34 protein-coding genes and 1 pseudogene are annotated in these 20,946 nt (G+C 28.8%); 20 read left to right on the forward strand and 15 right to left on the reverse strand.

All coding sequences use genetic code 11. The features are described 5' to 3' along the window. Positions 1–17: 17 nt before the first annotated feature. Positions 18–392 carry a hypothetical protein gene (locus EU96_RS08890; RefSeq protein WP_032525642.1) on the reverse strand — a complete coding sequence of 125 codons (375 nt, stop codon included), beginning with the start codon at positions 390–392 and terminating at the stop codon, positions 18–20. A 47-nt stretch (positions 393–439) separates the two neighbouring features. Beyond that, on the reverse strand, positions 440–832 hold the full coding sequence (locus EU96_RS08885; RefSeq protein WP_032525643.1) for a hypothetical protein: 393 nt from the start codon (positions 830–832) through the stop codon (positions 440–442). A 178-nt stretch (positions 833–1,010) separates the two neighbouring features. Between EU96_RS08885 and dusB the strand changes: the two genes are divergently transcribed. Together dusB and EU96_RS08875 are read left to right on the forward strand one after the other, a co-directional pair. Then, the gene (gene dusB / locus EU96_RS08880) at positions 1,011–2,018 is read left to right on the forward strand and encodes a tRNA dihydrouridine synthase DusB (protein WP_032525644.1); all 1,008 of its coding nucleotides are present in this window, start codon (positions 1,011–1,013) and stop codon (positions 2,016–2,018) included. A gap of 18 nt (positions 2,019–2,036) precedes the next feature. Further along, entirely contained in the window at positions 2,037–2,291 is a 255-nt protein-coding gene (locus EU96_RS08875; RefSeq protein WP_032525645.1) for a DUF2470 domain-containing protein, read from the forward strand. A gap of 27 nt (positions 2,292–2,318) precedes the next feature. Here the strand turns inward: EU96_RS08875 and EU96_RS10085 are convergent, their stop codons facing one another. After that, positions 2,319–2,483, reverse strand: a complete 165-nt coding sequence (locus tag EU96_RS10085; RefSeq protein WP_193741282.1) for a translation initiation factor IF-2 N-terminal domain-containing protein — start codon at positions 2,481–2,483, stop codon at positions 2,319–2,321. Positions 2,484–2,519: 36 nt separating this feature from the next. Beyond that, entirely contained in the window at positions 2,520–2,756 is a 237-nt protein-coding gene (locus EU96_RS08870; protein ID WP_032525646.1) for a hypothetical protein, read from the reverse strand. 445 nt (positions 2,757–3,201) lie between these two features. Here EU96_RS08870 and EU96_RS08860 point away from each other — a divergent pair, with 445 nt between their 5' ends. The 4 genes from EU96_RS08860 to EU96_RS08850 are packed head-to-tail and all read left to right on the forward strand — an operon-like array spanning position 3,202 to position 5,046. Beyond that, positions 3,202–3,621 (forward strand): acyl-CoA thioesterase, encoded by a 420-nt coding sequence (locus EU96_RS08860; RefSeq protein WP_032525648.1) that lies wholly within the window; start codon positions 3,202–3,204, stop codon positions 3,619–3,621. Between the two features lie 42 nt (positions 3,622–3,663). Further along, a complete protein-coding gene (locus EU96_RS10690; RefSeq protein ID WP_032525649.1) occupies positions 3,664–3,861 on the forward strand; it encodes a hypothetical protein in 198 nt (65 codons plus the stop codon). A 40-nt stretch (positions 3,862–3,901) separates the two neighbouring features. Continuing rightward, positions 3,902–4,153 carry a hypothetical protein gene (locus EU96_RS08855; protein ID WP_032525650.1) on the forward strand — a complete coding sequence of 84 codons (252 nt, stop codon included), beginning with the start codon at positions 3,902–3,904 and terminating at the stop codon, positions 4,151–4,153. 20 nt (positions 4,154–4,173) lie between these two features. Continuing rightward, on the forward strand, positions 4,174–5,046 hold the full coding sequence (locus EU96_RS08850; RefSeq protein WP_032525651.1) for a restriction endonuclease: 873 nt from the start codon (positions 4,174–4,176) through the stop codon (positions 5,044–5,046). A gap of 5 nt (positions 5,047–5,051) precedes the next feature. Here EU96_RS08850 and EU96_RS08845 read toward each other — a convergent pair whose 3' ends face one another. Together EU96_RS08845 and EU96_RS10605 are read right to left on the reverse strand one after the other, a co-directional pair. Further along, positions 5,052–5,456 (reverse strand): MAPEG family protein, encoded by a 405-nt coding sequence (locus tag EU96_RS08845; RefSeq protein ID WP_032525652.1) that lies wholly within the window; start codon positions 5,454–5,456, stop codon positions 5,052–5,054. 677 nt (positions 5,457–6,133) lie between these two features. Continuing rightward, positions 6,134–6,271: pseudogene (locus EU96_RS10605) on the reverse strand (PAP/fibrillin family protein); the annotation flags it as partial. A 172-nt stretch (positions 6,272–6,443) separates the two neighbouring features. Here EU96_RS10605 and EU96_RS08835 point away from each other — a divergent pair. Next, positions 6,444–6,728 (forward strand): DUF1330 domain-containing protein, encoded by a 285-nt coding sequence (locus EU96_RS08835; protein WP_032525655.1) that lies wholly within the window; start codon positions 6,444–6,446, stop codon positions 6,726–6,728. 138 nt (positions 6,729–6,866) lie between these two features. Then, positions 6,867–7,046 carry a hypothetical protein gene (locus tag EU96_RS08830; RefSeq protein ID WP_032525657.1) on the forward strand — a complete coding sequence of 60 codons (180 nt, stop codon included), beginning with the start codon at positions 6,867–6,869 and terminating at the stop codon, positions 7,044–7,046. Positions 7,047–7,049: 3 nt separating this feature from the next. Here the strand turns inward: EU96_RS08830 and EU96_RS08825 are convergent, their stop codons facing one another. Both EU96_RS08825 and EU96_RS08820 read right to left on the reverse strand, forming a co-directional pair. Continuing rightward, positions 7,050–7,229, reverse strand: coding sequence for a hypothetical protein (locus EU96_RS08825; RefSeq protein ID WP_032525658.1), 180 nt, complete (start codon positions 7,227–7,229; stop codon positions 7,050–7,052). Between the two features lie 411 nt (positions 7,230–7,640). Then, positions 7,641–7,820 carry a hypothetical protein gene (locus EU96_RS08820; protein WP_032525659.1) on the reverse strand — a complete coding sequence of 60 codons (180 nt, stop codon included), beginning with the start codon at positions 7,818–7,820 and terminating at the stop codon, positions 7,641–7,643. Between the two features lie 233 nt (positions 7,821–8,053). Here EU96_RS08820 and EU96_RS08815 point away from each other — a divergent pair, with 233 nt between their 5' ends. The 3 genes from EU96_RS08815 to EU96_RS08805 all read left to right on the forward strand — a co-directional run bounded on the left by EU96_RS08815 (position 8,054) and on the right by EU96_RS08805 (position 9,547). Further along, the gene (locus tag EU96_RS08815) at positions 8,054–8,236 is read left to right on the forward strand and encodes a Nif11 family protein (RefSeq protein ID WP_032525660.1); all 183 of its coding nucleotides are present in this window, start codon (positions 8,054–8,056) and stop codon (positions 8,234–8,236) included. 85 nt (positions 8,237–8,321) lie between these two features. Then, a complete protein-coding gene (locus EU96_RS08810) occupies positions 8,322–9,092 on the forward strand; it encodes a pilus assembly protein (RefSeq protein ID WP_032525661.1) in 771 nt (256 codons plus the stop codon). A gap of 140 nt (positions 9,093–9,232) precedes the next feature. Beyond that, positions 9,233–9,547: a hypothetical protein gene (locus tag EU96_RS08805; RefSeq protein ID WP_032525662.1), complete on the forward strand. Its 315-nt coding sequence runs from the start codon at positions 9,233–9,235 to the stop codon at positions 9,545–9,547. A gap of 18 nt (positions 9,548–9,565) precedes the next feature. Here EU96_RS08805 and EU96_RS10090 read toward each other — a convergent pair whose 3' ends face one another. Continuing rightward, positions 9,566–9,727, reverse strand: coding sequence for a hypothetical protein (locus tag EU96_RS10090; RefSeq protein ID WP_193741283.1), 162 nt, complete (start codon positions 9,725–9,727; stop codon positions 9,566–9,568). 96 nt (positions 9,728–9,823) lie between these two features. Beyond that, the gene (locus tag EU96_RS08800; RefSeq protein WP_032525663.1) at positions 9,824–10,198 is read right to left on the reverse strand and encodes a hypothetical protein; all 375 of its coding nucleotides are present in this window, start codon (positions 10,196–10,198) and stop codon (positions 9,824–9,826) included. 179 nt (positions 10,199–10,377) lie between these two features. Between EU96_RS08800 and EU96_RS08795 the strand changes: the two genes are divergently transcribed. The 3 genes from EU96_RS08795 to EU96_RS0108900 all read left to right on the forward strand — a co-directional run bounded on the left by EU96_RS08795 (position 10,378) and on the right by EU96_RS0108900 (position 11,520). After that, positions 10,378–10,584: a hypothetical protein gene (locus tag EU96_RS08795; RefSeq protein ID WP_025891758.1), complete on the forward strand. Its 207-nt coding sequence runs from the start codon at positions 10,378–10,380 to the stop codon at positions 10,582–10,584. Positions 10,585–10,733: 149 nt separating this feature from the next. Further along, positions 10,734–10,976: a hypothetical protein gene (locus EU96_RS08790; protein ID WP_032525664.1), complete on the forward strand. Its 243-nt coding sequence runs from the start codon at positions 10,734–10,736 to the stop codon at positions 10,974–10,976. 136 nt (positions 10,977–11,112) lie between these two features. After that, positions 11,113–11,520, forward strand: a complete 408-nt coding sequence (locus tag EU96_RS0108900; RefSeq protein ID WP_032525665.1) for an OsmC family protein — start codon at positions 11,113–11,115, stop codon at positions 11,518–11,520. Between the two features lie 638 nt (positions 11,521–12,158). Here EU96_RS0108900 and EU96_RS08780 read toward each other — a convergent pair. Beyond that, a complete protein-coding gene (locus tag EU96_RS08780) occupies positions 12,159–12,542 on the reverse strand; it encodes a DUF1499 domain-containing protein (RefSeq protein WP_032525709.1) in 384 nt (127 codons plus the stop codon). 869 nt (positions 12,543–13,411) lie between these two features. Here EU96_RS08780 and EU96_RS08775 point away from each other — a divergent pair. Both EU96_RS08775 and EU96_RS10095 read left to right on the forward strand, forming a co-directional pair. Beyond that, positions 13,412–13,660: a hypothetical protein gene (locus tag EU96_RS08775; protein ID WP_032525666.1), complete on the forward strand. Its 249-nt coding sequence runs from the start codon at positions 13,412–13,414 to the stop codon at positions 13,658–13,660. A gap of 83 nt (positions 13,661–13,743) precedes the next feature. After that, complete coding sequence (locus EU96_RS10095) at positions 13,744–13,890, forward strand: hypothetical protein (RefSeq protein ID WP_193741284.1); 147 nt, start codon at positions 13,744–13,746, stop codon at positions 13,888–13,890. On the opposite strand, the gene EU96_RS08770 is transcribed toward EU96_RS10095, so the two are convergent. Further along, positions 13,891–14,676, reverse strand: coding sequence for a metal ABC transporter permease (locus EU96_RS08770; RefSeq protein WP_032525667.1), 786 nt, complete (start codon positions 14,674–14,676; stop codon positions 13,891–13,893). A 17-nt stretch (positions 14,677–14,693) separates the two neighbouring features. Between EU96_RS08770 and EU96_RS08765 the strand changes: the two genes are divergently transcribed. After that, positions 14,694–15,128: a Fur family transcriptional regulator gene (locus tag EU96_RS08765; protein ID WP_032525668.1), complete on the forward strand. Its 435-nt coding sequence runs from the start codon at positions 14,694–14,696 to the stop codon at positions 15,126–15,128. Between the two features lie 14 nt (positions 15,129–15,142). On the opposite strand, the gene EU96_RS08760 is transcribed toward EU96_RS08765, so the two are convergent. After that, positions 15,143–15,913: an ABC transporter ATP-binding protein gene (locus tag EU96_RS08760; protein ID WP_032525669.1), complete on the reverse strand. Its 771-nt coding sequence runs from the start codon at positions 15,911–15,913 to the stop codon at positions 15,143–15,145. 128 nt (positions 15,914–16,041) lie between these two features. Between EU96_RS08760 and EU96_RS08755 the strand changes: the two genes are divergently transcribed. The 3 genes from EU96_RS08755 (at position 16,042) to EU96_RS08745 (ending at position 19,661) form a co-directional block, all read left to right on the forward strand. After that, entirely contained in the window at positions 16,042–17,166 is a 1,125-nt protein-coding gene (locus EU96_RS08755) for a metal ABC transporter substrate-binding protein (RefSeq protein WP_032525670.1), read from the forward strand. An 84-nt stretch (positions 17,167–17,250) separates the two neighbouring features. After that, on the forward strand, positions 17,251–18,600 hold the full coding sequence (locus tag EU96_RS08750; protein WP_032525671.1) for a CobW family GTP-binding protein: 1,350 nt from the start codon (positions 17,251–17,253) through the stop codon (positions 18,598–18,600). Then, positions 18,588–19,661, forward strand: a complete 1,074-nt coding sequence (locus tag EU96_RS08745; RefSeq protein WP_032525672.1) for a WD40 repeat domain-containing protein — start codon at positions 18,588–18,590, stop codon at positions 19,659–19,661. The genes EU96_RS08750 and EU96_RS08745 overlap by 13 nt, the downstream gene beginning before the upstream one ends. A gap of 17 nt (positions 19,662–19,678) precedes the next feature. Here the strand turns inward: EU96_RS08745 and EU96_RS10100 are convergent, their stop codons facing one another. Next, complete coding sequence (locus EU96_RS10100) at positions 19,679–19,834, reverse strand: hypothetical protein (RefSeq protein ID WP_193741285.1); 156 nt, start codon at positions 19,832–19,834, stop codon at positions 19,679–19,681. A gap of 860 nt (positions 19,835–20,694) precedes the next feature. Beyond that, on the reverse strand, positions 20,695–20,928 hold the full coding sequence (locus EU96_RS08735; RefSeq protein ID WP_032525674.1) for a hypothetical protein: 234 nt from the start codon (positions 20,926–20,928) through the stop codon (positions 20,695–20,697). Positions 20,929–20,946 lie beyond the last annotated feature (18 nt).

Raw genomic sequence — 20,946 nt, forward strand, 5'->3', positions numbered from 1 at the left:
CTTCTATTGTATTTAATCTATTCTTTAACTTCACTTTTTTTGGGTTCCTCTGATTTTACCTCTGCCTCTATTGTTTCCTTTTTAACTTCACTTTTTTTGGGTTCCTCTGATTTTACCTCTGCCTCTATTGTTTCCTTTTTAACTTCACTTTTTTTGGGTTCCTCTGATTTTACCTCTGCCTCTATTGTTTCCTTTTTAACTTCACTTTTTTTGGGTTCCTCTGATTTTAATTTTGAATTTTCTAAAGTTTTATTTTCTTCTTTACTTAAAAGGAACTTTAATATTTTTTTTAATAATAAGAGACCTTTTTCAATTCTTTTTGGACCTAAAATTGATAACAAAACAACCAGAATTATGAATATTTCAGGTGAATTTAAACCTAATAGTTTCATAAATTTTCACATTCTATTTTTATTTTAGTACATGCTTAATATTAAATCTAATTATTCTCAAAAGTTGGTAAATAAAGATCCCTATTTGATGCAATTAAGCCCTCTTCTTTAAAAAACATTTCTAATTCATTGAAATCATTTATATCTACATATTCTCCACAGTTATCTAATATATTGTTTTGAGTAAATTCCCACAAATTGTCTAAATATTCATCGTCGTCTGGGAAAGCTACAAATTTTAAATATGTATTATTTAAAGCATATTCACTAGCGAATTCAGAATCTAATCCTTCTCTTTTAGCATCACAAAAAACTTTAGCAAATCTTTTACCTACTGATGTCTGAGCAGTTGACAAATCTAAATTATTTTGGAACGCTTTGACATTTATTGGGGCAATAAAAAAGATTATTGGAAGAATAAGAGATATTAAAATAATCAAGTAATAATCTCCTTTATTTTAGAACTTTAATTCAATATAAACTAGCAAAAAATGTAAAGAATTAGGCGTATTTATGTAAAAGGACCTTTTATAAATATAAAGAAATAAAATAATAAAGGTAAGTTCAACTTTCAATTAGAATTTATAATAAATTAAAAATAAATAAATTTAAAATTATATGTCTTCAAATATAAAGCTAAAAGGAAAAGGTGTTACCAGAATCATTAAAAGTAAAGTAATGCTCTCGCCCCTAGCAGGAGTTACAGATAACATTTTTAGGCGACTTGTTCGTAAATGGGCACCTAACTCCTTACTTTTTACAGAAATGATAAATGCCACGAGTCTTAAAAAAGGATTTGGGACTCAAAAAATCAATCAAATAGGTTTAGAAGAAGGTCCAGTCGGAGTTCAAATATTTGATAATAGACCTTATGCTGTTTCCGAAGCTGCAAAACAAGCTGAGGACTTTGGAGCTTTTTTAATTGATATAAATATGGGATGTCCAGTAAAAAAAATCGCAAAGAAAGGGGGCGGCAGTGCTTTAATTAAAGACCGTAAACTAGCTGTAGAATTAGTAAAAAAAGTCGTAAAAGCTGTTAAAGTTCCAGTTACAGTAAAAACACGACTCGGATGGGATAGTAAAGAAGAAAATATAGAAGATTTTTTATTTAAGCTTCAAGAAGCTGGAGCAACAATGATTACAATACATGGAAGAACTAGAAAACAGGGTTTTTCTGGTAAGTCAGATTGGGAAATGATCGGGAGACTTAAAAAATTATTGGAAATACCAGTAATTGCTAATGGAGATATCAAAAATCCAGAAGATGCTCTTAATTGTTTAAAAAAAACAAATGCTGATGGTGTAATGATTGGAAGAGGAATTTTAGGATCACCATGGAAAGTAGGCGAAATAGATTATGCAATCAGAAACATTAAAAATTTTAAAGAACCAAATGTTGAACAAAAACTATATTTAATAATTGATCATCTTGATGAATTAATAAAAGAAAAAGGTGATCACGGCTTGTTAATAGCTAGGAAACATATTTCATGGACATGCAAAGATTTTAAAGGCGCTTCAAATTTAAGAAACAACTTGGTTAGAGCTGTTGATAAAAATGAAGTTAAAAAATTAATAACAAAAATGATTAATTCTTTTAATAATGAGAAAAATCCATTAACTTAAAATAAATTTTCTGTCCAAATGAAAATAATTAGTAAAGAAACAAGTAAAAGAATTTGTGATCATATGAACAATGATCATCTTGATTCAGTGCACAAATATCTTATTCATTATGGGAAGATATCAAGCTTTGAGAATGCTCATATGGCAGAAATTAGTAATAATTATATAAAAATCAATTACGATGGCCAATCAGCAATTATTAATTTTAAAAATGAAATATCTGAGAAAGAAATTCATTCAACTTTGGTATCAATGATTAAAGAGATTAAATAAAAAAATATTATTTATTTAAGAAAAAATCTAATTATTATTTTCATAATAATCAGTAATCTTTTTACATTCTTCAAATGTAAGCATACTTAATCTAGAAGTAGCTTTAAATTTTAGAATTGCACAAACCGCTAATAAATCAGAACTATCAACATTAAGCGCCTCAGAAAGTTCTAATACCCTTAGACCTTTCATTAGTAAGGAAAAATATCTATATCAAGAACTTTGAAATCAATGAGCTGCATTCTTACCAAAACCTGCTACGAATGGAAATGTTTGTTCATCACCAAATATATCTTCTGATGAGGACTTAGAAATAATAGTATTTTCATTATCCGGTTTAATTTCCTCAATTTCATTAGAAATAATATCATTGTTATTATTTTCAATTTCTTCTGCTAATGAATTACTCGTACTAGAAAATATTGAAAAAACTAATATACATAAAAATAAAATAATTCTTTTCATATAAATAATGTATTTAATACTATTTTCTTATGAAAATAAAGTTATTTTAAAAAAATAATTATTTTAAAACAAATCTATATAAATCAATTTTAAAAATATTCATCTTTTTAACTTATTTCTATTTTTAAATCTAATTAGAAAATAAAGACCTAGTAATAAAAGAATAGCAATTGAGTACTGATTAAGAAAAACATAAATCATATAAACGAGAAATGGGAATAAGCATGCCCTCTTGAAATTTAACTTTTGGTCTTTTGACATTTTTCTCCAATTTAAATATTCTTCCCATTGAAAAATCTTCTTCATTTTTCTACGACTATTATTTTTATTAAACATAAATTTATAAATATAATTTTATGATTCTTATTTTAATTAAGAATAATAACCTAAAATATCAAAATAAACCTTTTTCTTTTTAAATAAAATATATTTTTTTAATTAAAATATGAATTCAAAGCCAGTTTGGAAAATAGAAAAAATTGTTTTACCTCAACATGCAGACCATGCCGGAGTAATGTGGCACGGTACATATTTTAATTGGCTTGAAGAAAGCCGAATAAATGCACTTTTAAAAGTAGGGGTAAGCTATTTTGAACTAACAAAAAAAGGATTGGATTTACCCTTAATCAATACTTCAATAAATTATAAATTGCCTTTATTTCTTGGTGAAAAAATAACAATTGAGAGCGAATTTAATATTCGAAAAAGTCCAAAGATAAATGTAATTTCAAAATTTCTTAATAAGAAAAATCAAACCTTAACTATTGCTGAAGTCAATTTAGTGCTTATAAATAAACTTAATTTTTCTATAATAAGAAAAAGACCAGATTTCTTATCTGAAGCCTTTATTAGATTAAACGGTTGAAATTATTATCTTTTAATGGAATCATTTATTTAATTTTTAATTATGAATATATTTCAAGTTATTGACTCATACCAATATGAAATGGAATCAAGATATCAAGAAAAATCAATGCTTACAAATCTTTTTACAGAGAACAAATTCATAGGTTGGCTAGCACTGTTTATAATTTTTTTTTCCATCTTTGCAATTTTTGTTTTTCAATTTCTTGAATGGGAAAGTAATGACAATAATAAAAGTTAGGGAAATTTATTGCTTATAATTCAATTGAATGATTTTTAAAATGGCTATTTACTTAAAAATAACTAACTCGACAGAGGTTGTAAAAAAAAAGACATCAAAATGGCTTACAGATATTACACCTGAAAGGATTGATAGAAAATTAGTCGAGGATGAAGTAATCAAAGGCATTATTGAGCAATTAACATTAGAAGGTATTAAAGGAGAAATATCAGCAATTAATGGTTTTGAAGTACAAGAATCTGAGGTAATAACAAAAAATAATTTTGTTATAAGAAAAACTAAAACTTTTTAGACCGAAAATAAAAATCCTTAATGAAAAATATTTTTATTATCTTATTAATTTTTATCAGTTTTTCAATTTTTGTAATTATTAGGGATTATCAAATTAAAAAGAAAAGGCTTAAATTAAATAATGCCTTAAATTCAAATTTCTTTATTCAGGTAATTAATAATTTAATTGAAGAAAATAAATACAACTTGTTGGAGGAAAGGATAAGATTAAGAGATATTGATGCCTACGGTAACGAGGATTATAAAAAATGGATTGGCAATCCACCTCTTGATGAAAAAGCTATTGAGAAAAATATATTAAATGGCTCAAAACGATTTAGAGAAGGGATTCCATACTTTTGGGAAAAAGTAATATTAAAAAAATTTGGAAGTACAGAATTATTTTTCGAAAAGTGGATATCTTATTGTTCTGAAAATCCCAATATTGAAGATGAGATACAAGGAACAATTAGAAAGCTAGAAACTGAAGATTGGTTTTTATTCATAGCAAGTCAAATAGAGAAATCATGCCTAAAACTAATAGAAAACAATTACTCAAAAACAATTAAAGAAAACTACAAAAAAGGCATTAAATTTGAAAATCATTGTAAAGAAATTCTCAAACAACATGGCTGGGAGGTAAAAGAAACTCCTAATACTGGAGATCAAGGGGTTGACTTAATTGCATCAATTAATGATTTGAGAATATGTATTCAATGCAAAGATCATGAAAAAGCTATTGGGAATAAGGCCGTTCAGGAAATTTCAGCAGGTAAATTATTTTGGAAAGGTACTCATGCAATATTAGTTTCAAAATCAGGCTTTACAAAGTCTGCCCAAGAACTAGCAAACTCAAATAACGTAAAACTAATTAATGAATTTCAACTGAAAAATTTAGAAAAGTTTATTTTTTAAATAGTTTATATTAACTGGGTTAAACCCTCTTTGTAGAGTACTAGTGTTGCAAAAATCCCTGTAGCCCAAATTAGACCTCTAGCGGTTGGGATATTAAATATATATGCACCAATATATAAAAAACGTAAAATAGGATGACTCCATGCTGCAATAATTGCAATATTTGAATCAGTTAGGGTAATCAAACAAAGAAGGCATGCAGGTGCATGTAAGCAAATACTTTCCCAACAATTTTGATGACACCAAACTGCTCTTTTCCCAAAAGAGGGTAGTTCGTCAAAGAAAGCCCTTGGAGCTGACATGTTTTTAATAGAATATCCTGCTTTAATCCTTCCTATAGTTAATGGAATAATAGATAATAAAACTACACCCACTGAAAGAGAAAGGCTCCAGGCAAAAACTACTTGCATCCGATTATAGTAATATTATTAGATTAATAATTTCTGATTGTTATCGTGATAAATAAATCATTACCTTAGATAAAAATTCTCAAAGAATGATTTAGGTTATATTTGAAAAAAATTATTTTATGGATATCACAAAGCTTCTTTTAACTATTGGAATTAGTTTACTAATATATTTTGCTTTTCTCTTTTTAGGATTTTTTCTTAAAAATAAAAATCTAAAAGCTCAGAATCTACAGAAAGACGAATAACTGCGTATATTATCAAAATATTCAATTTTTCCTCAATATTTTTATATCTTTTTGGATATATTCTATGGAAATTAAATTTGATCCTAATAATAATTAATGGGATATTGAAAATTATTATACGGCAGCTTATATATGAAAAAATTCTCTAAATTTCTTAAAAGTTTTCTATTTATATCATTTTGGCTTATTTTATCTTCATTTTTAACCCAATATTGGAATACCTTTCATTGGAAATATATTTACTTAAACTTAAGAATATTTGATAAAGAATTTTGGTTTGTTGTAGAAAAGATTCTTTTTGGCTTTGATATTAGAAACTTTTTAAAAGAATCACTAAATTTCTTAAGTTATGAAATACCAAAAGACTCATTTAAATATTTTCCAATTTATTTCGTTTTAAAGTCTATTTGGATAAAGAATTGACTTAAATGTTTAAAAGCTTTTAATAAATTCCTTAAAATTTTTTAATAAAGTTGGTTTATTTATTTTTCTTAAGAGAAATAATTTGCCTTTATCACCTCTGTAAATTCTAATTCTATTACTTAAAAAAGTTATTTCTAACCACCCTTTTTGTTCATTACTTACCTAATTCATAGAATTTATATTTTTCCTTCCATATTTTGGACAATAGAAGTAAATTTAAAAATTCATCTTCTAATTTCATCTAATAACTGTTGAATAAAAAGATAAGAATAAATACTTACCTTAGTATGCTATATTCTACCCAGAATATGTTGATTTGATGACAAAGAGCTATTGGCTAAAGAAAATTTCAATTCCAAATGCTGATTTATTTCTGGAATATATAAGAACGGTGTTGCCATGGATTAAATCTGTTGGAGGAGTGATAGTAAAAAGAGATTTAATACAAGAATCAACCTCAAATGAATGGGATGGAGGACAGCTAGGGCTGGTAATAGAATTTGAATCAAAATTTGCTGCTAAAAAAGCTTTTTATTCAGAAGTTTTTCAAAAATATTTACAGACTAGAAATTTAATGGAACTTGTTACCATAAGTACTCTTTAAAAAAATTCAAGCTATAGAAATCTTAAACAAACCTCTTATAAGTATTTATTACTATTAAATTATTTATGTAATATTTATCACTTCATTATCAATTAGATATTTTGCAAAATTTGATTATAAAAATAATTTTTTAGTCAAATGAACTATTCAACAGAAAAAGATGATTATTTGATGAAAACACCATATACAAAAAAAATTCAGCAAAAATTTGAAAAGGTTAAGTCATTTTTAGAGCAAAATGGATTTAATTCATCATCAGAAAGCTTAATTCAAGATATTGTTAGTTCAGAAAAATATATTTCTAAAAATGGTTTATAAAAGTCAGAATAAATTAAGAGTCCTTAAGTAATAAAAACCACCTATTAAGACAGGTAATAATATTCCAATAAATAAAAATAGGGACTTTTTTGATTCGCCTTCAGATATAGGTATGATTTCTGGCTCTATTGAAAATCCATTCTGTCTACCACCACTTTCTGTTGTATAACCTTTTTTATTCATGAGAAAAATAATTTATCGAAATTATCTCATGTAAAAAGTTATTTAAAAAATCTTTTTACATTTAGAATTATACTAATCTCAAGTTCTATTAATTGATTTCGATCTGAGATTTCAATTTGGCTGCTTTTTTTAGCAGTCCTACTACTTCCTTTCGACCAGTTGCAAATTCAGCCTTATTAAGTAAATCACTATATTTTTTTGAGATTTCCCTGTGGTTCATTTTTATTGATAACTAATTTAAATTATAAAGTTACTAAAAATATTTTTTGTATAAAAGATATCAAAATAGAGATTTAGTACCTTTACCTATTTAAACTAAACTTTTTTCTTTGATTTAATATCTTATTTAATAACTTCTTTTTTACTACTCAATAAACCCTTTTAATCTACAAAAATTACCACTTTTTATAACTATTTGTAGTAGTTCACTAAGTCGATAATTAATATTGCTAATAATGAAAAACCTAAAATAATCGGTAAATAAGGAAATTTATTCAAAATTTTATTTAGTTGATTTTTCGATATTTTTTCCCCTTTTTTCTTTTCTCTAGGTGGCAAACCTAAATCTTCCCTTCTCTTAGCTTCTCCCATAATTTTTAAAAGTGATTAAAACTATTTTATACATTTAGAAATAGTAATGTATTATACGAGATTTAAATTATTAACCATTAATTTAGTATATATTTTGGATATATTTAAATAAAAACAAAAAATGATGGAAGTTGTTTGGTCAGTAAATATAATGATTGCAATTCTGATTATTGGTGTTGCGTGGATTCTTTACTACATATTCACTTATGATCAAAAATTTAGTTCCTAGATAAATGTCAGATAAAGATCTATGTAATTTTCTAAAAAAAATAGACCAACTAAATCAAATTGCTGAGCTTATTAAAAATAATCCGAGTAAAAAGTTTTCCCTTTCAAAATGCAAGAATCATGATGAAGTAATTAGATTAACCTCTTCATGGGGTTTTGATATTGGTAAAAGGTGGGGAGAATATTAATTGATATTATTACCAGCATTATTAAAATTGTCATCAACTTCAAATTAAATTCCTAAGATTAATCAATATTCCTTATATATGAGTTATGAGAGAAATTGAAGAGATAAAAGCAAATATATATAAAATAGCTGCTTTGACGGATAGGGGCCAACGACTAAATAAATTAGTTGCTCCTATGTATGAGGAAAAAGCAAATGAAATGGGAGATTTGGTTGAAACTCTTAAAAGTTTAAGTTTCGAAATATCAGAAAAATTATTATCTGGAGATTGGGAATTGATTTTTTCTAACGTTGAATTATTCAGAAGTTCTCCTTTCTTCCTTGCTATTGAAAAGGCATTAAATAATGAATTCAAAAGTAATCTTTTTTTTAAACTTCATCAATTACAAGTAGGATCCTTTGGAATATCTACTATTGGGAAAATTGGTCAAAAGATTGATTTTAATAAAAAAGAATTTATATCTACTTTTGACACTACGATATTTGGGCTCACAACAGTTCCTATCTTAGGTTGGTTCAAACTTTTACCTACTTTTGGTGGAAGAGTAATAACCCTATCAAGTGATTTAGTTTTAAAAAATAATTTACTTGATATGAACGTACAAAAGACTAAAGTTTCCAAAGTTGATGGACTTAATAAGATTCCATTATTTAGTGAATTACTGATGGATAGATGGTATCCAGTTAAAGAGGTATGGAATAAATTGCCTTGGAATAAAGAATCACCAAATTGCCAAGTCTCAATTATATTTTTAGATAAAGATATGAGAATTATGCAGGATATGTATGGGGCTATTTTTATTTATATAAGGCCTTCAATTTCTTTATTGAGTCAAAATACATTATCTAATAATTAATTGAAGTTTGACTAATATTCAATATTCTTAGTAATTTTCAGAAGAAATCTATTAAAAAAATTATTTTAAAGATTTATTAATAAATACATGTCGAGTGTCAAATACGAATAGGTTATGTTCGTAATGAACAATTTTTTATTATGCTTAGGAATCAAGAAAAAAGCTCACTTGTTAGAGGAATTTTTTTAATAGTGGGATGGGGCTTAGGTTTAGACCGATTCTATGAAGGAGATAAAAAAGGTGGTTTTTTATCAATCATAGGTTGGAGTCTCACATTTTTTAGCTTATGCTTTTTTAAATGCTCAGGATATGAATATGTTGATGGAGTAAAAAATTATTCAGAATATTCTCCTAATCCTTTAATAGTATTACCTTTACTTGCTGGAGCATATGGTGGCTTTCTAATAATTAAGAAGGCATTTAGATTAGCAAAACAATTTGAGAATGCTGAATAATACTACAAGTAAGGAAATTCAAGATAATAATCCAGTACCTTTCAAATAAAATTTAAATAAAAGAATTACTAAAAGGTTTATTATTGCTAAGGCTACCAATCCATTTCTGTTATTAACATCTAACTTCTTAACTAAATTAGAAAGATAAACTACTGGATTTTCAGGCTCTTTATTATCCAAATTTTATTTAAATATTAATTTGAGTCGAAAATATCACAGTTTCAATAGAAGAATCAATATTGTAAAGATGAATATCCAAAAAGAAAGAAATAATTTCTAATCCATAATTCCTGCATTTCTTAAAAAAGCTTTACCAATATTGCCAATCAAAAGAAATGCAGACAAATTAATTAAAAGGATTATTAATAATGCCAACATTTTGTGGTTTGGATTAGTTGAAATGCCATCAAATCCCTTATTAAGAACTCTTTCAAAAAGTGATTTAGCTTTGTTTAGTTTTTGTTGCGTTGAATCAAGATTAATTTTTTCTTTAGAAGAATCTTGATTACTTGCTTTCTCTAGGAATTCTGTAAAGGCCTTAATATTCTCTTCTTTTTTATTCCCCTCATAAAGATCTTTATTATCTTCATTAAGATTGGAGGACGATTCGATTGAATTATTTTCCTCAGGATTAAGATTTGAATCTTCCAAATTAGTAGTAAATGCTAGGTGTATATTACACCATAAAAAAAACCCACTCGATCAATTGAAGAGAGGGTTAGCTAAGGTTAAAGTTCTTATAAAGATAATAATTTATTTTAATTAACTTTGCTTTAGTAGCATTCTCTAATTTTAACTTAGTTTATAGTAAGCTTAATTTTCTATTAGATATGCTTGATGCGAATACTAAAAAAGCATGTAAAGATGATCCCTCAATAAGAGAAATTAAAATTAGAAATATAGAACATGCTATTGAACAAGCAGAATTAATGATAAAAGAATCAAAAATGAGCCAAGAAGAATTAATCTTCTTAAAAAGAAAAATATCGGACTCAAGACAGGATTTAGAGATACTTTATTTAATGAAAATTCAATAAATAAAATATTTATGTATAAATCTTTATTTCAATTACTGCTATTGGAATAACAGCAGCTACTTATATAGTTACTTAGTTCTCCCTGCTATTTAAATTCTTTGAATATTTTAGATACTAAATAAATTAAAATATTTTTAAAAAACAATTTTATGAATAAAGTCAAAATAGCAATTTCTGCAATATCGATAATCATATTATCCTTTATCGGAATAAAAAAATTAATTTATATAAATCAAGCTAAAGATTTAAAAAATAAAGAAGAATCGATCTTAAATGAATATACTCGTGTTTTAAGTGAATGCTTTGATCTAGAAAATAAAAATAAAAGAACTCTTAATAAATCAATTGAATTAGTTGAATATTGTTTAGAAGAATATGGATATAAAAACTGATTTCTAAATTTGAATGATGAATTTCTTTAATACTCCACTAATATGCAGAATAATGCAATTATTTTTGATCAATTAGCTTGGTATTCTCCATGATTTTTTGTTACTAATGATATTTTCCTAATTTACTGTTTTTAAAATGACTAAAGTCAAATGTTCTTATTTAGGAAATTTAAATTGTGAGGCTATTCATATACAGTCAGGAAGTCTTATTAGAACGGATGCACCTTTAGATCACTATGGTAATGGTGAAAGTTTCTCTCCAACAGATTTATTAGCAACATCTCTAGGTACTTGTCTTCTAACCATTATGGCAATTAAAGCTAAATCTAAAGGGTTTGATTTGGATGGTATTTATTTAAATATTGAAAAATTAATGACACAAAATAGCGAGAGAAAGATAAAAGAACTAATAATAGATATTTTCATCCCAGATAACACCCCTATTGGAAATATTAATTTTTTGAAAAAAGCTTCCGAAGATTGTCCAGTCACAAGAAATTTATCTGAAGAAATAGATATTAAAATTAGTTGGCATCATAAATAAATTACAAAATAATAACTACTTAAAAACTAATGAAATACTTTTTAGGAATAATCATTCTAGTTTTTGGAATCTATATAATTACTGATTTAGCCTTAAAGACTAGATATACAAGAAAAAGACTTTCTAATAAACAATAAAAATTTCTTATTTTTATTGTTTAATATCAAACAATTAGCTTAATTTTTATACATAGAAAAAAGTCTTATATTAATTTTATTTTTTAACTATATTCTGATCAATCAAACCAATAAAAGGGATCATGAAATTAACATTAATTCCAATAGTACACCAAATATAAGTAATAAGAAAAATTATTTTTATATATAAATTAGGGGGTAAGGTGAAAAATAGTTTGAAAAAACCTCCAATAAATAATACTAATATTCCAATTTGAAAAAGACCTTTGACTATCCATATAGGTCCATTTTTTTTAATGTTTTTATAAAACCAATAAAAAACGAAACCAAATAACAATAAATATATAAGATTTATAATCATCATTTTAAAGAAAAACTAACAAATTAGTCCTTAGAAAGGTGTGATCACAATTATCACTTTTTTAGCTGAGATATTTTTTGTAAAATTGAAAAGTTATACAAAAAAAAATAAAAATAATTTTTAATTCTCAAAACTTTATCCTAAAAGATTTTGGATTTTAATAAATCAACTCTTTTTTGATTTACTCCTAAGTCACTTTCTCCAACTCTTGATTCTGATCTTATTGATAAGATGTTAGATTTAGATAAAAAGGATACTTCTAAGTCGTCTATATACTTCATCCATTTACTGGTTACCTCCGCATGAAGATAATCTCCATCAATTTCTACTATCTCTGTTCTTGGAGTATTCTCGATTAATGTTTTAATCTCTTCAAAAGGTTCTTCAATATTGTTAACTTCCCATTCTTCTCGTACACAATGAGCTACTTCGATACAGGGTTTTAATTCTAAATGTGAGGCAAATGATGAAGAAGGGAATAAAAAGCTTGAACAAATTAAAATTGATAGAAAAATTATTTTCATTAACATAAGAATTTAATAAGGCTTAATCTAACGAATTAAATCTCTAATTTGTAATGTTGGTTCTATTTATTGTAGAAGAAAACATTTAATTCTTTATGTCCAGGTATTACAAAGTATTTTATATATTTCTAATAAATCAAAAAAAAAGATCCCTCAAAGAGAGATCTTTTAAAAAACTGATTTATATTTAGTGTTTCCTTGTTTCCACTAAATTAAATCAATTCCTCCTACACACAAATCTAATATCACACCTAAATTTGAAAAATGTAATACCTATTAGACCTCTATCTTAACTGTCACACTGCTAAAAAATACAAAAAGTACCCGAACAATTTCATTCGAGTACTTTTAAATTTATCAGAAAAAAGTGTGTGAGGAGTTTCTGATATATTTAATCTACTCCTTAAGTAATCTAAAAGGCTACAGTATAAATTACTAATTATTTAAATCCTTCAGTAAAATTTGGGGTTAATGAAAAAATAATCAGAAACATAAAAAATTCATGAAAAGCATTTATACAAAAACCATCTTTATAATCTCAGTAATTGCTCTTTTCTCAATAATAGTAGGAGTTGTCAAATATTCGCTTACTTATATTGAGAATAATCCCGAAAAATACTTACCCATAAATAAGTAAGACAAAATTAAGTATAAATTCACTTCAAAAAATCGATAAACTGTCTTAAATATGTCTTAAATATATAGATTGAGAAATGAAAATCAAAAATACTTCAGTTATTAATAAAAATAGTATTCCTTTAAATCAATTTATAAGTAATCATAAATATCAAATACTTGAGAATTACTGGAAGAAAAGAAAGAAAGAGTGTGATAAAAATCTTTCAAAATTTTGTTAACTGATGAGGATTATGAATTTTATTTTTTCTTTTTTATTAGCTTCTGTAATGTGGGTGCAAGTTCCTCAATGGGAAGCTGACTGGTCAAAATGTGCGGTAGATGTTCCCGATTCCTCATGTCACTGGTACGTAGCTGCTCCCGATAATACCTTTGGGGAAGGATTTAATTGGGAAAACGCTCCTTGGTTTGACGCTAATGGACTGCAGGATGTAGCTAAGATTGAGAAAGAATCAGTAGTAGAAAAGCTTCAAAAAAACTAAAGTTTCTATTTCATCAATTAACTTTTAAAAGTATTTAAATCTAATTGCCTAAGGGTTATGGTTTGAATAATTGAAAAAATTTAATGCGTTTCAAGGTAAGTCTCATAAAAAACGGAAAGGAATTTGATGAGGTTGTCATAGCTAATAATAAAAAAGAAGCTATGCAAGTAGCTTTAAAAAACAATCCAGAAGCTCAGGCATTGAAATCTGATTGGACATTTAAGATTTAATTATTTGCGCAGTTTAGGAATCAAAAGAGATGCTACACAAATAACACTAATTGCAGGCCCAGGCGACAGATTAAAGACTATAGAGAGAATAAAGCCCAGAAGTGAAATGCATAATCCAAAAAATGAAGACCTCATCATTGCAATTCTTAAACTATGAGCCTTATTTAGCCCTAACAAAGTTGGGGTAGAAAGAAGAGCAATTACAAGAATTACTCCCACCGCTGACATTGAACTAACAATTACTAATGCCGTCGTAAAACTCAAAGCAAGATTTAATAAAGAAACGTTTATACCACTTGCGGATGCACCTTCTGGATCTAATCCAACATAAACAACCTTTTCATATCCAAAAGTCATTAAGAGTATAAATACTAAAAAAGCAATTATTGTTCTAAGTAAATCTCCAAAATTTGCTGTCAATAAATCTCCAAATAAAACTGCCTCCAAATCAATCCTTATTTCTAGTAGAGGAATAATCAGGACTCCAAACCCAAGCATTCCCGCTAATATTGTGTTCATTATTGCTTCATAGTTTTCACTCTTTTTATTAGTTAAACTTTCCGCAATTACAGAACCTAAAAGACCACTGATCACCCCACCAATTGAGGGGTGAATTTTAAGCGCTAAGGCTAAAGCTAGTCCTGGCAAAACGCAGTGAGAAATTAAATTTACTTGAAGTAATCTCCTATGTGTTATTAATACAGTTCCCATTGCTGGACATAGAATTCCTGAAAAAATAGTTATTATTAAAGGAATAAGCCACCAACTGCTATTAATAAAAGACATTAATCTAAAGATTCGGTATGATCAAAAATACGGGACAAAAAAAGATTTCGGAAACAATGGTAACTAAGCCTGACATTACCAAAAGACAAGAGCAACTTCTTGAAGAACTTAATAAATGTGATGATGAACTGAGCGGTCAAGAGTTGCATAGACAATTGATTGAAAGCGAAAAAGCTATGGGACTGACAACTGTTTACAGGAATCTTCAAGTTCTTATAAAGCATGGTTTAATACGTTCAAGACATCTCCCAACTGGAGAGGTTCTTTACACTCCCGTAGATAGAGACATTCATCATTTGACCTGTGTTCAATGTGGTGAGACATCAAAAATGGAAGGATGTCCGGTAAAAGATATTCATACACCCAAAACAAATCCAAAGAAATTCCAATTGTTGTTTCATACCCTCGAATATTTCGGACTTTGCCAGAACTGCTATCAAGCACAAAGTTAAAACTAAATATTTTTTTAATCACAACAATTATTATCCTCAATTGAGCTGATATTTATATCCTCTAATTTATCTTTTATAGAATCAGGGCTTCCAGAGGCCAATACAGCTTTATCCAAAACAATAACTTGATCATAACTATTTAACGAGGTACCCCAATCATGACTGCTTACCAATAAAGAAAGACCAGCATCAGCAAGTTGACGAACAATTTTTAGAAAATCCTCCTTTGCAGGTGGATCTAAAGCTGCACAAGGTTCATCAAGAAGGTAAATTTTAGCTGGAGACATTAATGTTTTGGCTAATAAAGCTCTTTGTTGTTGTCCACCGGATAAAGAATCAAGCCTTCTGTTAGCAATATTTGCAATGCCGACTCTTTGCATTGTGGCCTCCAATTCACAGCATTTATTAATCCATGCATTAGGGTTGGCAAGAAGAGCTTTTATTTGAAAAGGACTACTTCTTTTTGATTTTGAGTAATTTATTTGTCCTAATGAAACTAGTTTTTCTACAGTTATTGGAAATTTCCAATTCATTGAGCTTCTTTGTGGCATGAGTGCCACCTGAGATCTTTGTCTAATTAACTTCTCCCCGTCAATTGTTATTTGGCCATTATCAGGAATACATTGTCCCTGCAATAATCTTAAAAGAGTAGATTTGCCAGCTCCGTTTGGTCCGACTAGAGCAGTCAATGTACCTGGTTCAACTGTCACGGAAACTTTACTTATAGCCGGGCTTACATTTTTCGCATACGAATAAGATAAATTTTCTGCTACGAGTAGTGACATTAATGCGTGAACTTACAACCCCATAATATTTTAATTATGGTAAATAATTTACTTTAAGAACATTTTATACCTAAACTTGCATATAAATATGAAAATGATTATCATTTTAAAATATCTATCATTTTTATATGTCAATTTTTAAGAGAATTTTTTCAAACTATATATCTCATAAAAAAGTATCTATCCGAAATTCACTCATCGCTAGTACGGCATTATTCTCAATAAATACAAACGTTGCCTTTGCTGAAAGTAAAAACTATGTAGCAGTTGAGCCTCTAACCTGCGATATCGTTAAATCTATAGCACTCCCTTCGGATGAAGTTACGTGTCTAGTAGACAGAAAACAAGATGTTCATGATTTAAAAATTTCGCCTAAACAGGCAAGATTATTAAAAAAGGCAGATAAAGTTTTTACTTTAGGGACAGAAATGACACCCGCAATGAGGAATTGGGTGAAGAAAAATAGCACTGTTGTTTTAGGTGTAAGCGCAATTGATATTGACGATCATAGTGACCATGATGACCATGATGATCACGATGACCATGGACACTCAGCAAAGAAACATAACGACCATGATGACCACGATGACCATGGACACTCAGCAAAGAAACATAACGACCATGATGACCATGATGACCATGATGACCACGACCATCATGATCACGGAGGCGTAGATCCACATGTCTGGCATGATCCTCATAACATCATCAAGATGAGTGAAGTCGTATCAAAAAGTCTTATAAAAGATGTGCCTGAAAGAAAACTACGTAAAGCTATCTCTAAAAGATTCAAAACTGTTGATAAAACACTAGAAGATCTTGATAAATGGATTGTTAAACAAGTATCTACTATCCCTTCTTCAAATCGTGTAATTGTCTCAAAGCATAAAGCTATGGATTACTATAGCGATGCATTTGGTTTTAAAACGATAAGTTTATTAGATTTCTTGGGTCATTCATCTAGCCTAAGGCCTCAGAACATATCAAAAGTTTTAAATGAGTTAAAGGAAGAAAATGTCAAAGTCATATTTAAGGAGCAAGAACCTGCTTCAAAATTAGTCAATAATTTAAGCAAGCAAAGTTCTATCCCACTTTCTTCTAATCAAATTTTTGTAGATGGACTAATGATGAAAGGAAACACTATCACTGTGGCAGTTCATAACACATGCACTATCGTCAATGAACTTGGTGGCTCATGTGATGAGACAACAGGTTTTGATTTAGCAAGTAACTGGGGATCACTTAATCAATAAAATTTTATAGATAAAAACGGTTTTCATTTTGATTTTTTGATTATTATATTGATAGTTAGCATTACATTTTAAAAACAGAGAGAAATGAGTATTAAGGAAAAGGTACCTGTCACCATACTTACTGGATTCTTAGGATCAGGGAAGACTACTTTGCTTAATAGAATACTAAGTGAAGAGCATGGTAAACGAATAGCCGTTATCGAAAATGAATACGGTGAAGTTGGTATAGATCAAGGACTCGTAATAAATGCAGATGAAGAAGTTTTTGAGATGTCAAACGGCTGCATTTGTTGTACTGTTCGCGGTGATTTAATAAGAGTCCTTGGCAACCTTATGAAGAGAAGAGATAAGTTTGACTATGTTTTAGTAGAAACGACAGGATTAGCAGATCCAGGCCCAGTCGCTCAGACTTTTTTCATGGATGAAGAGATTAGTTCTGAATTTACTCTAGATGGAATTGTGACTTTAGTTGATGCTGCTCATATTGATCAGCAACTAGGAAGGAGTGATGAAAGTTCAGAACAAGTGGCATTTGCAGATGTTCTGGTCCTTAATAAAACTGATTTAGTCTCTGATGATGCACTAGATACTCTTGAATCGAGATTGAGAGATATGAATCGAATGACTCGAATTATTCGAGCCGAGAATGCCAAAGTACCAATTGAAACAGTCTTAAATCTAAGTGCATTTGATCTCGATCAGATCCTTAAACGCAGACCAACATTTCTTGAACCAGAATATCCTTTTGAATGGACAGGTGTTTACGATCTTGATGCAGGTAAATATGAATTAATGATAGAAGAAGGACCAGATCCAGAAATGTCCCTAGTAGCTCTTTCTAACCAAGGCGAGAGTGAGGAGGAACTTAAAGATGGTGCTGAATCCTCCGTTAGACTTTATGCAGAAAAAGCTAATAGTTTAGATCCTGGAAATACTATCCCATATGGAGAACATATAAATCTCAAATTGGAGGAACAAGGAACTAAATCCTTCATCCTGAACATAGAAAAGCCAACAAAAATAGGTTTATTTACACAGCACACTGCTGAAGAATTCAATATGAAAGTCATTAAAAGTGACGAAAATAAAGAGATTTCATTTAATACTGAAAGGTTCTGGCAAGCAGAGCATGAACATGATGATGAAGTAGGCTCAATTGCAATAGAGCGTTTTGGAGATGTTGACCCAGAAAAACTAAATACTTGGATGGGAAGACTTCTCTCAGAAAAAGGAGTGGATATATTCAGAACTAAAGGTTTCATAAGTTACTCAGGTAACCCAAGGCGAATAGTTTTCCAGGGAGTACACATGTTATTCACTGCACAACCTGATAAAGAATGGGGTAACGAACCTCGTAGAAATCAACTTGTTTTTATCGGTAGAAATCTAAATGAGAAAGAAATGCAAGAAGGCTTTGATAAATGCCTGATATAGAACCATTTAGCCCAAGAGGCATGTTCCACGAGGGATGGACAGCTGAAGTTAGCGATTATGCCATAGCATGTGGCTGGGCTCTTAAAGGAAAACAATTTATTGTTGGCGACGTGGTAGGTGGTATTTTTGCATTCGAAGGAGATACTGGAAAAATTATTTGGGAAAAAGAAAATACTCACTCTGGAGGTCTACTAGCAATGGCAATTCATCCAGAGGGTGAAATTTTTGCAACATCAGGTCAGGATGGAAATGTTCAAATTTGTAATTGCCATGAGGGTAAAGTTATTAAAACACTTGATATTGGCAAAGGTTGGGTAGAACACCTCAAGTGGTCTAATGACGGTTTATTTCTAGCGATAGCTTCCTCAAAAAAAGTATATGTTTTTAATCAAATTGGTGAAGAGAAATGGATCTCAGAAGACCATTCAAGCACAGTAAGTGCAATAACATGGTCAAATAAAAATGAGCTAGCAACTGCCTGCTATGGAAGAGTGACATTCTTTGACATAGTTAATAATAAAACGAATCAAAAACTCGAATGGCAAGGATCATTGGTATCTATGGAATTAAGTCCTGATGGAGATATAGTTGCCTGCGGTAGTCAAGACAATTCAGTTCATTTTTGGAGAAGATCAACAGGAATGGATGCTGAAATGACTGGGTATCCTGGGAAACCTAGTCACCTTTCTTTTGATGACAGTGGGAAATTACTAGCAACTAGTGGTAGTGAAAGAATTACAGTATGGAGCTTTATAGGAAATGGTCCAGAGGGGACTATGCCAGGAGAACTATGTCACCATACAGAACCCATTTCGAGCCTAGCCTTTTCAAATAAAGGTATGCTTGTAGCCTCAGGATCTAGAGATGGTTCTGTTGTCGCAAGTTTTCTAAAAAAAGACGGTAATGGAGACCCTGTTGGGGCTGCATTCGCTGGAGATTTAGTAGGGGCAATATCCTGGAGACCTGATGATTGTGCACTTGCAGCAGTTAATGCAAAAGGTGTTGTAAATGTATGGAAATTTAAAGTTCGTACAAACCTTTTTTCTAAGGGCTTTAAGTAAATTAGAAATTTATAAAATTACCAATAGTTAGCTTTTAAATGTCTTTCCATACAAATGACTTCACAGTCATTATCTATACCTTTTGGGTGAATATCGCAATATGAGAGACATTGAAAATATTCGTCTATAGGATTAGATTGATCAGTTTTCCTAAATTCTTTCGAATGATTCATAGAAAGAGTTCCTCAATTATTTAAAATTAAGATAATCGAATTAAATATCAAAAGAAATAAGCAAAACTTACTAAAAATATCTCAAAAAAATTAACGCGATTGATTACTACTTTCGGACATTTTTAATTAAAAAGCAATGCGTATAAAAACGGATTGTCTTTAGCGAAATATTTCCCTAATTTTATATTGTTGAGTTCTAGGAGGTCTTTCAAAATGATCGATAGCCTGCCTGAAATTTCGGAATAAACCGAACTAATTTAATTAACTGCTCCAATTATTTTTTATTAATGTCTAGGCTTCCTTCTTCTGCATCGTATAGGTGCCCTTTAAGAAACAAGCTTAATTCTAGAGTTTTTGCCCCAGTTAAAGACAATTAGTTAATTTTGGTGAGCATTAGCTTAAAAGAAGTTAGTAACAAGGATCCATGATTTAGGTGCGTTAATAACTTCAGTAAGAAATATAAGTAAGAGATAAAAGAGGGCTTAAATTAGCCCTCTTTTTTTAATAAGATGACTTTCTTCTAGTTTTATAGATAATGATTAAAACAATTAAATTTAAAAATGGTTCGATATTATTGCCCATATTGCAATCCTAAATATCAATTTCAAAAACAATCTTCAAAAGGTAATTTGATTTGTGGATTATGCGGAGAGGATCTCGTAAAAAAACCATATATTAGGTTAAACCAGATAATCGCTTTAGTTGCTGCTTCATCATTACTCCTACCGTTGATATATACTTTTATTTTTTTAATTAAAAATCAAATAAATCCTCCTAATAAAAATTATCAAGCGATTAAGAATTATTTGACAATCATCAAAGATAAAATTTCATAAAACAATTAAAAAATTTACCAGAGGTCAACCTCTACATAGTGATTTATTTAAACAAGAATTTTTACTCTCAATATTTATTTGATCATCAATATTTTTTAATTTGTTTTTCTTACTTATTACTTTAACTTTTTGCCCACAATGTTCTTTGCAACCACCATTAAATAAATTATGTGCATATAAATTGGAAATATTCGTAAGTAATAAAAGAAAAATTATTTTATAAATCTGATAAAAATAAGACTTCATTTTTAATATCATTTCCCCAGAATTAATAAA

It is taken from the genome of Prochlorococcus marinus str. MIT 9302 (assembly GCF_000759975.1).
Taxonomy (GTDB): Bacteria; Cyanobacteriota; Cyanobacteriia; order PCC-6307; family Cyanobiaceae; genus Prochlorococcus_A; species Prochlorococcus_A marinus_M.

Excerpts from the sequence above, each read along its gene's own strand:
- EU96_RS08770 (WP_032525667.1), bottom strand. The coding sequence starts at position 14,676 with ATGTCTTTTATTAATAGCAGTTGGTGGCTTATTCCTTTAATAATAACT.
- EU96_RS10095 (WP_193741284.1), top strand. The coding sequence starts at position 13,744 with ATGCGTTTCAAGGTAAGTCTCATAAAAAACGGAAAGGAATTTGATGAG.
- EU96_RS08815 (WP_032525660.1), top strand. The coding sequence starts at position 8,054 with ATGTCAGATAAAGATCTATGTAATTTTCTAAAAAAAATAGACCAACTA.
- EU96_RS10085 (WP_193741282.1), bottom strand. The coding sequence starts at position 2,483 with ATGAAAGGTCTAAGGGTATTAGAACTTTCTGAGGCGCTTAATGTTGAT.
- EU96_RS08780 (WP_032525709.1), bottom strand. The coding sequence starts at position 12,542 with ATGAAAATAATTTTTCTATCAATTTTAATTTGTTCAAGCTTTTTATTC.
- EU96_RS08850 (WP_032525651.1), top strand. The coding sequence starts at position 4,174 with ATGAAAAATATTTTTATTATCTTATTAATTTTTATCAGTTTTTCAATT.
- EU96_RS08820 (WP_032525659.1), bottom strand. The coding sequence starts at position 7,820 with ATGGGAGAAGCTAAGAGAAGGGAAGATTTAGGTTTGCCACCTAGAGAA.
- EU96_RS08795 (WP_025891758.1), top strand. The coding sequence starts at position 10,378 with ATGCTTGATGCGAATACTAAAAAAGCATGTAAAGATGATCCCTCAATA.
- EU96_RS08890 (WP_032525642.1), bottom strand. The coding sequence starts at position 392 with ATGAAACTATTAGGTTTAAATTCACCTGAAATATTCATAATTCTGGTT.
- EU96_RS08830 (WP_032525657.1), top strand. The coding sequence starts at position 6,867 with ATGAACTATTCAACAGAAAAAGATGATTATTTGATGAAAACACCATAT.
- EU96_RS08805 (WP_032525662.1), top strand. The coding sequence starts at position 9,233 with ATGCTTAGGAATCAAGAAAAAAGCTCACTTGTTAGAGGAATTTTTTTA.
- EU96_RS08745 (WP_032525672.1), top strand. The coding sequence starts at position 18,588 with ATGCCTGATATAGAACCATTTAGCCCAAGAGGCATGTTCCACGAGGGA.
- EU96_RS0108900 (WP_032525665.1), top strand. The coding sequence starts at position 11,113 with ATGACTAAAGTCAAATGTTCTTATTTAGGAAATTTAAATTGTGAGGCT.
- EU96_RS08855 (WP_032525650.1), top strand. The coding sequence starts at position 3,902 with ATGGCTATTTACTTAAAAATAACTAACTCGACAGAGGTTGTAAAAAAA.
- EU96_RS08790 (WP_032525664.1), top strand. The coding sequence starts at position 10,734 with ATGAATAAAGTCAAAATAGCAATTTCTGCAATATCGATAATCATATTA.
- EU96_RS08875 (WP_032525645.1), top strand. The coding sequence starts at position 2,037 with ATGAAAATAATTAGTAAAGAAACAAGTAAAAGAATTTGTGATCATATG.
- EU96_RS08760 (WP_032525669.1), bottom strand. The coding sequence starts at position 15,913 with ATGTCACTACTCGTAGCAGAAAATTTATCTTATTCGTATGCGAAAAAT.
- EU96_RS08735 (WP_032525674.1), bottom strand. The coding sequence starts at position 20,928 with ATGATATTAAAAATGAAGTCTTATTTTTATCAGATTTATAAAATAATT.
- EU96_RS08845 (WP_032525652.1), bottom strand. The coding sequence starts at position 5,456 with ATGCAAGTAGTTTTTGCCTGGAGCCTTTCTCTTTCAGTGGGTGTAGTT.
- EU96_RS08870 (WP_032525646.1), bottom strand. The coding sequence starts at position 2,756 with ATGAAAAGAATTATTTTATTTTTATGTATATTAGTTTTTTCAATATTT.
- EU96_RS08825 (WP_032525658.1), bottom strand. The coding sequence starts at position 7,229 with ATGAATAAAAAAGGTTATACAACAGAAAGTGGTGGTAGACAGAATGGA.
- EU96_RS08835 (WP_032525655.1), top strand. The coding sequence starts at position 6,444 with ATGACAAAGAGCTATTGGCTAAAGAAAATTTCAATTCCAAATGCTGAT.
- EU96_RS10100 (WP_193741285.1), bottom strand. The coding sequence starts at position 19,834 with ATGAATCATTCGAAAGAATTTAGGAAAACTGATCAATCTAATCCTATA.
- EU96_RS08775 (WP_032525666.1), top strand. The coding sequence starts at position 13,412 with ATGAATTTTATTTTTTCTTTTTTATTAGCTTCTGTAATGTGGGTGCAA.
- EU96_RS08860 (WP_032525648.1), top strand. The coding sequence starts at position 3,202 with ATGAATTCAAAGCCAGTTTGGAAAATAGAAAAAATTGTTTTACCTCAA.
- EU96_RS10690 (WP_032525649.1), top strand. The coding sequence starts at position 3,664 with ATGAATATATTTCAAGTTATTGACTCATACCAATATGAAATGGAATCA.
- EU96_RS08810 (WP_032525661.1), top strand. The coding sequence starts at position 8,322 with ATGAGAGAAATTGAAGAGATAAAAGCAAATATATATAAAATAGCTGCT.
- EU96_RS08755 (WP_032525670.1), top strand. The coding sequence starts at position 16,042 with ATGTCAATTTTTAAGAGAATTTTTTCAAACTATATATCTCATAAAAAA.
- EU96_RS08750 (WP_032525671.1), top strand. The coding sequence starts at position 17,251 with ATGAGTATTAAGGAAAAGGTACCTGTCACCATACTTACTGGATTCTTA.
- dusB (WP_032525644.1), top strand. The coding sequence starts at position 1,011 with ATGTCTTCAAATATAAAGCTAAAAGGAAAAGGTGTTACCAGAATCATT.
- EU96_RS08765 (WP_032525668.1), top strand. The coding sequence starts at position 14,694 with ATGATCAAAAATACGGGACAAAAAAAGATTTCGGAAACAATGGTAACT.